The following is a 10,228-nucleotide window of genomic DNA, read 5'->3' on the forward strand; positions in this document are numbered from 1 at the left end:
GTCTGCAATGCCTGCGTTCATTCGTCGGCGCGCCGGCGGCGGCGCGCGGTAGTTCAATTCGCAGGGCAATTAAAACACATCCGATATACGTCAGTACAAAAGCCGTGCATCGGCGAGACGCGGCCCGAGGCTTCGCCTGGTCAGAATAAGCGTGCCTCGCGCGCCCGACCATCCGGGCGCGCGACCGCCTCGACGACCGCCAACCCGCCGCTACTTTGCGACGCGCGCCTGCAACGCACGAATCCGGCCGAGCGCCTGGGTATTCGATACGGTCTCGTCGTACATCTGCGCGAGATCGGCCTTCAGTGCGGTGCGCGATCCACCATCCAGATAGACCATATGCCCCGACGGATAGAACCGCGCAGACAGGTTCTGCCGCACCTGCTGGCTGAGCAGCGGCATCTGCTGAAGATCGAGCACGGTCTGATAGAACGGCGTGACGAAATCGTAGAAACCGTTCGCCGACAGCACCTTCAGGTCCGGATTGAGCGCCATCACCGCGGCAAGGTCGCCGGCCGTATAGAGAATGATGTTGCCCTTCGAATCGACGCCTTTCTGCGCGCCGGTCGGATCGATGTGGCTGAAGTCCCAGAACTTGAACGTCTGATCGTTGAGGTCGGTGAAAGCCGAATTCGACGTGTACTTGAGTTGCTCGTTCAGATACACGTTCCACATCGTCGTATAGACACCGGTGACGGCCGTCATCGTCGGGTCGTTACCGCCGGAGTTCGGGTCGATCTTGCCGGCAATGCCAGTATCGATCGCGGTGACGCGGCCGTCGTATTCGCCGAGCGCAAGGCCCTGCGACTTCAGCAGCGTGGTCAGGAAAAGCGAATTGCCGCGGCTGTCATAGCCCGCGATATCCAGGCTCCACGCGAGCAGCGTCGTCTTGTCGATGCCGGTGTATTCGCTCAGTTTTTCGACGGTCGCGGAATCGGTGGTGGGGAACTTGCGCAGCGCGGCCAGATAGTCGGTGCGCGCGAATTGCGCGACCTCTTCGGCGAACGCGCCAAGATCGGTGGGTCGGGGCGCGACACCGAGTTTCTTGTGATACCACGCGTCGGCGGCCGCGGTGGGCAGTGCACCGACCGGATTGCCGGACTGCGTGTAATCGAGAATCGACGATTGCAGCGTGATGCCGTTCAGATCGACACCGTCTTCGTGCAGACGATACGCAAGCACGCAACTGCGCGCCGTGCCGTAAGACTCGCCGTACAGATACTTCGGCGAATTCCAGCGGTTGTTCTTCGTCAGAAAGCGCTTGATGAACTGCTTGATCGAGTCAGCGTCCTGATCGACGCCCCAGAACTCGCGATTCTTCTTCGGCGCGATCGCCGCCGAATAGCCGGTGCCGACCGGGTTGATAAAGACCAGATCGCTCTTGTCGAGCAGACTGTCCGGGTTGTCTTCCATCGAATACGGCGCGGGCGGCGTGAAGTTCGGCATCGACGTCTTGATGCGGCGGGGCGCGAACGAGCCGAGCAGCACGAATACCGCCGACGAACCCGGGCCGCCGTTATAGAAGAACGTGACCGGCCGCGTTTCTTCCTTCTGATCGTCCTGCGTGAACGCGACGTAGAACATCCGCGCTTCGGGTTGGGAACTGCTCGGATCGACGATCACGAGGTGACCCGCGGTCGCCGTGTACTCGATCTTGCGTCCGCCGATCGTGATCGCATGGTGCGTGATCGCGGCGCTCTCGTCGGTTGCGCTCACCGAGTCGTCGGGGCCGTTGCCGTAGGCCACCGGATCGAAGAACGGCTGGTCGCGCGTGCTGGCCTTGTGCGGGGCGCTCGTGGTGGTAGCTGCGCCTGCCGTGGCCGCGGCGGGCGCGTCGTGCGACGGATGCTGATTGCCGGAAGCTGACTCTGTGTTCGTCATGATCGCTCCAAGGTTTGTTTTACGTGTCGTGCGTCCTCGTGCTTACGTCGTCTACATCCAATGCCAGCGTGGACGCCGCGGGGATGCCCGGCCCTTCCGGTGTTGATCCCGCGTTCGCCTCGCGTTTGCTCAGTGTTGGTCTCGCATCTGTCTCGCGTGTTGCAGACTATAGTGCGGCCGCCACCTTCGCGCCATTGGGACTGCCGAGTCCCGTGCATGCATCCCATCCCTTCGATGCCGCGAAGCTACCGTTATTGCCCTGCGTGATGTCGTTGCATACGCCCGGCGTCTGGTAGAGCTTCGCGTTGACGAAGCCCACCGGCTGCCCCTTCGCCGCGTTGATCCGCGCAATCAGCCCGGCCCACAGCGGCGCCACCGCGCTGGTGCCGCCGACCACCGTCTGCGTGCCGCCAATCAGCACGCTGTAGCCGGTGATCGGCGACGCATCGCCGGCGACATCCGGCACACCGCGCCCGCTGAGCGCCTTGCTGCCGCCGCCCGTCGACGCCGCCGACAGCGCCTTCTGCCACGCGGGCACCGGGAACGCAGTGCTCACTCCCCCGCCGCTCGCGCCGCCCTGCGCGCCGTCGTTCCACACCACCTCGTGCGAAATCGACGAACCCGATGCGACAAGGCTCGTGCCGCCACACGCGAGCACGTACGGGCTCGACGCCGGGAAGTCGACCTGATCGCCGCCGCCCGAACCATCGCTCGAGCCGCTGTCGCCCGAAGCCGCGCAGACGGTCACGCCAAGTGCCGCCGCAGACTGCAGCACACTGTTGAACGCCTGCATCGACTGGCCGGTCCACACCGATTCCGGCGCGCCCCAGCTAATCGAGATCACCGATGGCTTATTGGTCGTGTCATGGACCGCGCGGCTTACCGCGTCGAGAAAGCCCGCGTCGCTGTTCTGCGTAAAGTAGACCGCGATGGTCGCGGCCGGCACGAGCGCGCCGACGATCTCGACGTCGAGCGTCACTTCGCCGTCCGGCCCGTTGGGGTCGCCGCTCGGCCGATTGCCGCTTTGATCGACGCCGATCGACTTCACCGTCGGCGCGGCCACGCCCAGGCTTGCGAAATAGGCTTTCAGGTCGGACGTGCTGTAGCCGCCGCCCAGCTCGATGATGCCGACGCACTGGCCGTGGCCGTCACCTTGCGGAAACTGGTATAGCGACGCGAGTTGCAGTGGCGTGAACGACTCCTGATGCGCGCGCGCCGCCGCGAACGGCGGCCGGATGCGGAAGTGCGGACGTGCCTGCGGCCGATTGTCGAGCCCGAGCACCGCCTCGACGACCCCATGCAGATCGTCCGGCACGCTGATCGTGCCCGTGCGGCCACGAAACTGTCCGGCCGTGTGGTGCTGATAGTGCTCGAGCTTGACCCCGAACGCGTTCTGGAACTGGGCGATCGTGCCGCTCAGCAGCACCGAGCGCTGCGCCGCGTCTTCGCGCACGACCGTCAGCCCATGCGCGGCGGCGAACGCCTTGATCTTCACGATGTCATCCGGCGCGGCGCCGTAGTCTTTGGCCAACTCGTCGCGCGATAGCGGCTTCACGTTAGGGTCGCCGGCTTCGATCCGGCTTATCAACGCATCGAACTGCGCCTGGCGTTGACGGCGCAGCATCACGAAAACCTCGATCCGCTCCGCCGGGTCGCATTGCCCGATAACCTGCGCGCCTTGCTCGACCGTTCGTTCGCTGCCTGGCAATGGGTGCTTGGTGCTCATAGTGTCGACTCTCCTGTTGGCGTGGCGACGCGCGATTTCCGCGGGCCGTGGGCTCGCTAGCACACCCCGAGCCCGCACCTGCGCATTGCGTAAGCGCACATGGCAACGCGCGGCGGGCGTTATAGGACTGGGTCAACCGTCCGACCAAAGCATTCGAACACAGTTCCGGCGCGCGTGGCAGTCGTCCGAATGGCCAATGCGCGTCCCGCGCGCGTCGCGCTATGATGCTGCAGCGGCATTCCTGCCGTCTCATTGACTCGCGCGCCGCGTGCGCGCCCGCTCGAGAAACCAGAGGAACTCATGTCAATTTCGATGCATCAAGCGTCACTGCCCGTGCTGATTCGCGGCCTTACGAACCTGCAGGCCATTCTGGGCAAAGCCGAAGCGCATGCCGCGGCCAGGCAGATCGAGCAGTCGGTATTCACGAACGCCCGGCTCGCGCCGGACATGCTGCCCCTCGTACGCCAGATCTATATCGTGAGCGATACCGCGAAAGGATGCGCCGCGCGACTGGCCGGCGTCGAACCGCCGAAATTCGAAGACGTCGAGCAGACTTTCGACGAACTGCAGTCCCGTCTGCAAAAGACGATCGATTATCTGAAGGAATTCAACGCCGCACAGCTCGACGGTTCGGAAAGCCGCACGATCACGCTGAAAATGCGGTCGGGCCCGATCGAGTTCACCGGGCTGTCATATCTGTTCGGTTTCGTGTTGCCGAATTTCTATTTCCACATCACCACCGCCTACGGCATCCTGCGTCATAACGGTGTGGAGCTTGGCAAGCTCGACTATCTGGGCGGCATGCAGTAAGTAGCCAAAGCCGTCGGACTGCCGCGGGCCAGCCGGTGCTGCGCTCAGTTGGCCCTCGGCAGGCCGTGCCACAGGCTGTTGACCGTCTGCGCGTTGGAGTTGCAAGCGGCATCGATGCCGGCTGCGCTATGGCTCTATTAACACGTGCTCTATTAACACGATTAACACGATTACCTGGCAACGCGCGCGTCGCGCGTGCGACATTCACGCTACCTCAACCCGCGACGGCTACCGGTCATGAGCATCGAGTCACCCTGCGTCGATATCTGCAAGTTCGACGACAAAACCGGCTTTTGCATCGGCTGCACGCGCACGCGCGATGAATGCAAAAGCTGGAAGAAGATGAAGGACAAGCATCGCAAGAAGATCCTCGAGGACCGGCCTCGGCGCGAACGCAAGTTGAAGAAGTGAGTGGCGCCGCAACCCCGGTGCTGCTCGCGATCGGTAGGCGGCAGGCTTGCGGTCCTCGAAAATGGCACACGCCGAAGCATGTGTTGCTCCGGCGCATAACACTGCGCGCAGCTGTTTGCGCATCAAGGAACCGCGCGTGAGCGTGCCTGCTCCCGGCCCGTGGCCGTACCGGCTGTCGCCAAACCTGCGTCAATCCAGTGAAAGCCGCACCGCGAAACCAATCAGCGCGGCCGAAAACGTCCATCGCTGCAAAGTCTGCGCGAGCGGATGAGCGCGCATCCAGTTAGCGATGCGCGCGGCGCCCAGCGCATACATCGCGTCGAAACAGGCGCCCATCGCCAGCAGCACCGCACCCAGCTCGATCATCTGCAACGCGACCGGACCCGCTTCCGACCGCACGAATTGTGGCAGCAACACCGAGCAGAACAGCAGTGCCTTGGGGTTGAGCAGATTCGTCAGCAAGCCTCTGACGAACGCAGCCCGCAACGGACGCAGCGCGCCGGCCACCTCGCCGCCCGAGGGGTTCGACGGGTTTGCTCTATTCGCCACGTCCGCCGGCGCCGTGTCCCGCTGCTCGCGCGCGTGCGCTGGCAGCGCAAAACCGGGCGAGCGCAGGATTTGAATCCCGATCCACGCGAGATAAACCGCGCCGCCGTAGCGCACCACGTCGTACAGCCACGGCGCGTTGCGCAGGAGCGCCGCCATCCCACAGGCCGACAGCGTCACGTGCGTCGCGCGCGACATCCCAAGGCCGGCGGCGGCCGCAAAGCCGCTGCGCACCCCGCGCGTGATGCTGGTTTGCAAAATCAGCGCCATGTCCGGCCCAGGCACCGCATAAACGACCACCAAAGCCGCCACATAGACGGCCAGTAGATGAGCGGAAATCATCGCAGCCTCCTTGTTCCTGAAGGCTCCATCTTGCTCTCGACGAGGTAGCATTTGTTGGCGAATTACTGACTAGGCACGGCCATATCTGGAGGAATACGCTAGCATATATCCACCGTAAAGCGTTTTCCCCCAACTTCAAGACCCTCAACCGACGATGCCATCCGACGACCTGGACAAGACCGACCGCGCGATCCTTGCCGCGTTGCAAACCGATGGCCGCATGTCGAACGCGCGTCTCGCCGAAACGGTTGGCCTCAGCGAGACGCCCTGCGCGCGGCGTCTGAAGCGCCTCGAAAACGACGGCTATATCGACCACTACCGCGCGGTACTCTCGCGCGCCGCGCTCGGCCTTGGCGTGATCGCGTTCGTTCTCGTGCGCTTCGCGGTGCACGACCGCATGGTGGCGAACCGGTTCGAGCGCGAAGTGCAGGCGATCCCGCGCATCCTGTCGTGTCACAACGTGTCGGGCAGCGCCGACTACATTCTGCAGGTCGTCGCGCGCGATCTCGACGACTACGGTTCCTTCATGCGCGACGAGCTGCGCGGCCTGCCCGGCGTGACGTCGGTGGAATCCGCCTTATCGTTGCGCGAAGTGAAGCCGCTGGGTGGTCTACCGCTCTCGTGAGCCGTGCGCGGACGTGGCATAGTCCTCCCTTGACGCGGCGCGAGCCGCTCCGACAAAGCTACAGCAAGCGGAGTTTTCATGGACCACGACAAGGCGCGAGCGGAAGAAACCGCCGCGATGGAGCGCGTGTTGATCGCGACCCGGCGCGTGCAGACGGCGTTTGCATCGCTGCAAGCGCAGTTCCCGCCCGCAGGCAGCGGCAAACCCTCGCAGTTTGCGCTGCAGACCTTCGACGCCGCGCTGCAGGAACTCGAAGACGCGCAAGCGGCATTCGACGAGATGCTAGGCGACCTGCTCGACGGCAAGCGCTGAGCGGCAGCCATCCCGCTCGCGGCGCCATCGCATTCGAGGCTGGATCAGATACGGCGAATGCGTCGATTGTGCCGCGTTGCACCCGCCTTCGAAGCGGTGAACACGCGTCAGCGCGCGTCTGTCTCGATCAGCGGCTCGCAGAGGATCGGAAAGTTCACCGAATTCGCGATGTAGCACTTTTCGTGGGCGACGTGATGCAGATGCGCGGCCCGTTCGACATCGCCGCCGGTGCGGATCACGACGCGCGGGCGCAGCACGATTTGCGAGAAACGGCCCGGCTGCGCGCTATCGAGCATCGTGCCTTCGGCGTCGTCGCGATAATCGAGCACGACGATGCCCGCGTCGGAACATAGATGCAGATACCAGAGTTTGTGGCACGCGCTCACCGACGCGACCAGCAGGTCCTCGGGATTCCAGCGCTGCGCGTCGCCGAGAAACGCCGGGTCCGACGAGCCCGGAATATCGGGCTTGCTGCCTGAAGAAATCACGTGATCGCGCCCATAGTCGCGATACCCCGACGTGCCGCTGCCTCGGTTGCCCGTCCATTGCACCGATACGTGGTAGCTGTGCTCGCCATGCGCCATTGACCTTCCCCTGTTGTCGGACCCGACCTGCATTCTATATGCGGCATCCGCTGCTGCCGCGTGCCGCGCGTTCGGTAGTAGCGGCGAGCTAGCGAGGCGGCGCCGCCCTGCCGCTCACATTCGGTGCGCGCGGATCGGCGGGCATATAAAGCGCCGTGCCATTGGCCCGCATGGTGTTGAGCGCCGGACCCGCGCCGACCGATCCGGCCGGGCCCGTGCCGGGCGTGGCGCCACCTGAGATGCCTGCGCCCAACAACGAACTGGAGCCGCCGCCAGTCACCGTTCCCGCACCCGTTGTGGTGCCCGCGCCGCCGCCAGCCGCCTGCGCGCCGCCCACACCCTGAGGTGTGCCCAACTGCTGCGCGTCGACCGCACCTGCCGCCGCTGCCGTCAACACCGCCGCGATCAGCGCAGACCGCGCGATGCCACCCCCGATGCCCTTCATTACACTGCGCATGAGTTCCCCCAACCTGGATCGACCCGCCGTGCCCGGCGACGTTTCAGCGCCTGCGTTCATCAGCAGCGCTGCCCGCTATTGTGACCCGATCGCCCGTCGCATGCAGCGACGCCCGGCACCCGCAAGCCCGGCTTGTCCCCCGCCACACCCGAGCGGGTCCGCGCGCGCTATGATCGGTCGCTATACCAGCACGCCCTGACACCAGAACGTCATAACGCCAGCACGGCCGGTCGCGCACGATGGAACACGCCTACCTTCACGTTTTGCATCTGCTCGCGGGCCACTCGGGGTGGATGCTCGCGATCGTGTTCGTCGCGGCGTTTCTCGAAGCGATTGCGGTCATCGGCACTTTCATCCCCGGCAGCACCGCGATGTTCGTCGCCGGCGCGCTGACCGGCACGGGCGCGCTGAGCCTCGGCTGGGTGTTCGTATGCGCGATCCTCGGCGCGATCGCCGGCGACGGCATGAGCTTCTGGCTCGGCGAGCGCTACAAGGAGCGCATCGCCCATCTTTGGCCACTTCGCACACATCCCGAGGTACTGGACGCGGGCCGGCGTTTCTTTATCAAACATGGCGCGAAGAGCGTCGTGCTCGCGCGCTTTATCGGCCCGTTGCGGGCGATCGTGCCGGTCGTCGCGGGCATGATGGGGATGCGCCCGGCGCGCTTCTACGCGATCAACGTGCTGTCGGCGCTGATCTGGGCGCCCGCGCATATCCTCCCGGGCGTCGTCTTCGGCGCGTCGGTGCTGCTCGCCGGCGCGGTGTCGTTCCGGCTGGTGGTGATCCTCGCAATGCTCGTGTGCATCGTCTGGGTCAGCTTTCGCGGCGCGGCTTTGCTGGTGTCGCACACGAACGCGTGGTCGAGCGCGGCGGGCCGCCATCTGGGTGACTGGGCCTGCCGCCATCGCGGCCCGCTCGGCCGCGTCGCGCGCAACCTGCTCGACCCCGACACGCCGGACGCGACCCACCTCGTCGTCACATCGCTCGCCGTGCTGCTGGCCGGCGCGCTGTTCTTCGGGGTGCTCGAGGACGTCGTCAGCCACGATCCGCTGACCACCGTCGACCTGTCGGTCTATCACTTCCTGCAATCGGTGCGCACGCCTTGGGGCGACGCCGTGCTCGCCCATCTTGCGACGCTCGGCAGCGGCCTCACGCTGATCGCGCTGATCGTCACGGTCGCGCTATGGATGGTGTGGGAGCGGCGCTGGCGCACGATCAGCTACTGGCTCGCGGCGGTCGCGTTTTCCCAGCTGCTGATTCTCGGTCTGCAACTCGCGATGCGCCGCGCGCCGCCCAACGAGCTGATGACCAGCCACTATGTGTTTCCGAGCAATCACGTGGCGGCGACCGTCATCGTGTACGGCTTTCTCGCGTTCCTGCTCGCGCGCCGGGTGGGCAAGCTCGAAGGCGTGCTGGTCGCGGCCGCGAGCATCATCGTCGTGATCGTGGTCGCGCTCGCGGACGTGTACTTCGGCCGCTACTGGGTGTCCGATGCGATCGGCGGCGCCGCGCTCGCGTACGGCTGGGTGGCGATCGTCGCGCTGAGCGCGGTCTGGCGACATCCGCAGGCGCCGCCGCGCCGCAGGTTCATGCCGCTCGTCGTGCTCGCGGTCGTGTTGGCCAGCGTGGGCGTGCAGTTCGGCGTCGCGACACCCGCGCCGCTGGACAGTGCATCGGGGCCGCCGCCCGTGCTGCTGACCCAGGCCGCGTGGCAGCAGTTCGAATGGCGGCGCGTGCCGTGCTATCGCTCCGACATGGGCGGCGATCGCAAGGAGCCGTTCACGCTGCAATGGGTGTCGGCGCCCGCTTCGATCCGCGACGAATTGCGCGCGCAGGGCTGGATCGAGGGCACCGACGTGTCCGCGCACAGCCTGCTGTCGCTCGCTTCGCCCGACGTCTCGGCGGTGTCGCTGCCGGTGCTGCCGAAGCTGAACAATGGCGTGCCATCGTCGCTGGTGTTCATGCGCCCCGGCGACACGCGCGACGAGCGCTACGTGCTGCGCTTCTGGCCAAGCGGTTATGAGGTGGACAACGGCCTGTCCGCCGCGCCGCTGTGGGTCGGTGCATTCGCGCACGAGCGGCTGTCGCGGCCGTCGTGGCCGCTCAATGTTCTGCGGATCGATAGAGAAGCGAGCCCGTTCGACGCGCGCGCGAAATCCGGCCGGGCATTCGGCGCGACGATGATCGCGCGAGTCGATTGTCAGGGGGTGCCGGTGTCATTGCTGGTGTCGCCGGTCCAGTGACCGCTCGTTGAATCGCCACTGCCGCGCGTTAGCGAACCTGACGCCACCGCAGTGCCCGAGCAATGCCAAAGCGTCGCCTATTGAAAGCACCGTTTTCTCCGCGTTGATTTCGGATTGGCACTGTAATGAATTGCCGCGAAATGTGAACCGAAGCGAAGCGGAAAATGTGAACTGGGAATCGCGCGAAAAAGGCCGCGGCGCAATTACTATCCAAAATTGCCGCTGACACGGCGGCCGTGAATCGACCGCCGGCGCATTTGCCGCATCGCAATGGAACCGCGCGTTGCGCCA

The 10,228-nt window shown here is 65.2% G+C and carries 10 protein-coding genes; 5 read left to right on the plus strand and 5 right to left on the minus strand.

What is annotated here, in order from left to right; genetic code table 11:
• Positions 1 to 210 precede the first annotated feature (210 nt).
• Positions 211 to 1,881: a S10 family peptidase gene (locus VGH68_RS25515; protein WP_331606494.1), complete on the minus strand. Its 1,671-nt coding sequence runs from the start codon at positions 1,879 to 1,881 to the stop codon at positions 211 to 213.
• A gap of 166 nt (positions 1,882 to 2,047) precedes the next feature.
• Positions 2,048 to 3,607 carry a S53 family peptidase gene (locus VGH68_RS25520; RefSeq protein ID WP_331606495.1) on the minus strand — a complete coding sequence of 520 codons (1,560 nt, stop codon included), beginning with the start codon at positions 3,605 to 3,607 and terminating at the stop codon, positions 2,048 to 2,050.
• Positions 3,608 to 3,907: 300 nt separating this feature from the next.
• On the opposite strand from VGH68_RS25520, the gene VGH68_RS25525 reads away from it, so the two are divergent.
• Together VGH68_RS25525 and VGH68_RS25530 are read left to right on the plus strand one after the other, a co-directional pair.
• Positions 3,908 to 4,417 (plus strand): DUF1993 domain-containing protein, encoded by a 510-nt coding sequence (locus VGH68_RS25525; RefSeq protein ID WP_331606496.1) that lies wholly within the window; start codon positions 3,908 to 3,910, stop codon positions 4,415 to 4,417.
• 237 nt (positions 4,418 to 4,654) lie between these two features.
• Positions 4,655 to 4,828: a DUF1289 domain-containing protein gene (locus VGH68_RS25530; protein WP_331606497.1), complete on the plus strand. Its 174-nt coding sequence runs from the start codon at positions 4,655 to 4,657 to the stop codon at positions 4,826 to 4,828.
• Positions 4,829 to 5,017: 189 nt separating this feature from the next.
• Here the strand turns inward: VGH68_RS25530 and VGH68_RS25535 are convergent, their stop codons facing one another.
• Positions 5,018 to 5,716 (minus strand): LysE family translocator, encoded by a 699-nt coding sequence (locus VGH68_RS25535; RefSeq protein WP_331606498.1) that lies wholly within the window; start codon positions 5,714 to 5,716, stop codon positions 5,018 to 5,020.
• A 154-nt stretch (positions 5,717 to 5,870) separates the two neighbouring features.
• On the opposite strand from VGH68_RS25535, the gene VGH68_RS25540 reads away from it, so the two are divergent.
• Both VGH68_RS25540 and VGH68_RS25545 read left to right on the plus strand, forming a co-directional pair.
• A complete protein-coding gene (locus VGH68_RS25540) occupies positions 5,871 to 6,341 on the plus strand; it encodes an Lrp/AsnC family transcriptional regulator (RefSeq protein ID WP_331606499.1) in 471 nt (156 codons plus the stop codon).
• 78 nt (positions 6,342 to 6,419) lie between these two features.
• Complete coding sequence (locus VGH68_RS25545; protein WP_331606500.1) at positions 6,420 to 6,653, plus strand: hypothetical protein; 234 nt, start codon at positions 6,420 to 6,422, stop codon at positions 6,651 to 6,653.
• A gap of 107 nt (positions 6,654 to 6,760) precedes the next feature.
• On the opposite strand, the gene VGH68_RS25550 is transcribed toward VGH68_RS25545, so the two are convergent.
• Together VGH68_RS25550 and VGH68_RS25555 are read right to left on the minus strand one after the other, a co-directional pair.
• Positions 6,761 to 7,237, minus strand: coding sequence for an OsmC family protein (locus VGH68_RS25550; protein WP_331606501.1), 477 nt, complete (start codon positions 7,235 to 7,237; stop codon positions 6,761 to 6,763).
• Between the two features lie 88 nt (positions 7,238 to 7,325).
• Entirely contained in the window at positions 7,326 to 7,682 is a 357-nt protein-coding gene (locus VGH68_RS25555; protein ID WP_331606502.1) for a hypothetical protein, read from the minus strand.
• Positions 7,683 to 7,933: 251 nt separating this feature from the next.
• Here VGH68_RS25555 and VGH68_RS25560 point away from each other — a divergent pair, with 251 nt between their 5' ends.
• Entirely contained in the window at positions 7,934 to 9,937 is a 2,004-nt protein-coding gene (locus VGH68_RS25560) for a bifunctional DedA family/phosphatase PAP2 family protein (RefSeq protein ID WP_331606503.1), read from the plus strand.
• Positions 9,938 to 10,228: the final 291 nt, after the last annotated feature.

This window comes from Paraburkholderia sp. (genome assembly GCF_036488505.1).
Taxonomy (GTDB): domain Bacteria; phylum Pseudomonadota; class Gammaproteobacteria; order Burkholderiales; family Burkholderiaceae; genus Paraburkholderia.

Excerpts from the sequence above, each read along its gene's own strand:
- VGH68_RS25530 (WP_331606497.1), top strand. The coding sequence starts at position 4,655 with ATGAGCATCGAGTCACCCTGCGTCGATATCTGCAAGTTCGACGACAAA.
- VGH68_RS25525 (WP_331606496.1), top strand. The coding sequence starts at position 3,908 with ATGTCAATTTCGATGCATCAAGCGTCACTGCCCGTGCTGATTCGCGGC.
- VGH68_RS25515 (WP_331606494.1), bottom strand. The coding sequence starts at position 1,881 with ATGACGAACACAGAGTCAGCTTCCGGCAATCAGCATCCGTCGCACGAC.
- VGH68_RS25535 (WP_331606498.1), bottom strand. The coding sequence starts at position 5,716 with ATGATTTCCGCTCATCTACTGGCCGTCTATGTGGCGGCTTTGGTGGTC.
- VGH68_RS25520 (WP_331606495.1), bottom strand. The coding sequence starts at position 3,607 with ATGAGCACCAAGCACCCATTGCCAGGCAGCGAACGAACGGTCGAGCAA.
- VGH68_RS25545 (WP_331606500.1), top strand. The coding sequence starts at position 6,420 with ATGGACCACGACAAGGCGCGAGCGGAAGAAACCGCCGCGATGGAGCGC.
- VGH68_RS25560 (WP_331606503.1), top strand. The coding sequence starts at position 7,934 with ATGGAACACGCCTACCTTCACGTTTTGCATCTGCTCGCGGGCCACTCG.
- VGH68_RS25550 (WP_331606501.1), bottom strand. The coding sequence starts at position 7,237 with ATGGCGCATGGCGAGCACAGCTACCACGTATCGGTGCAATGGACGGGC.
- VGH68_RS25555 (WP_331606502.1), bottom strand. The coding sequence starts at position 7,682 with ATGAAGGGCATCGGGGGTGGCATCGCGCGGTCTGCGCTGATCGCGGCG.
- VGH68_RS25540 (WP_331606499.1), top strand. The coding sequence starts at position 5,871 with ATGCCATCCGACGACCTGGACAAGACCGACCGCGCGATCCTTGCCGCG.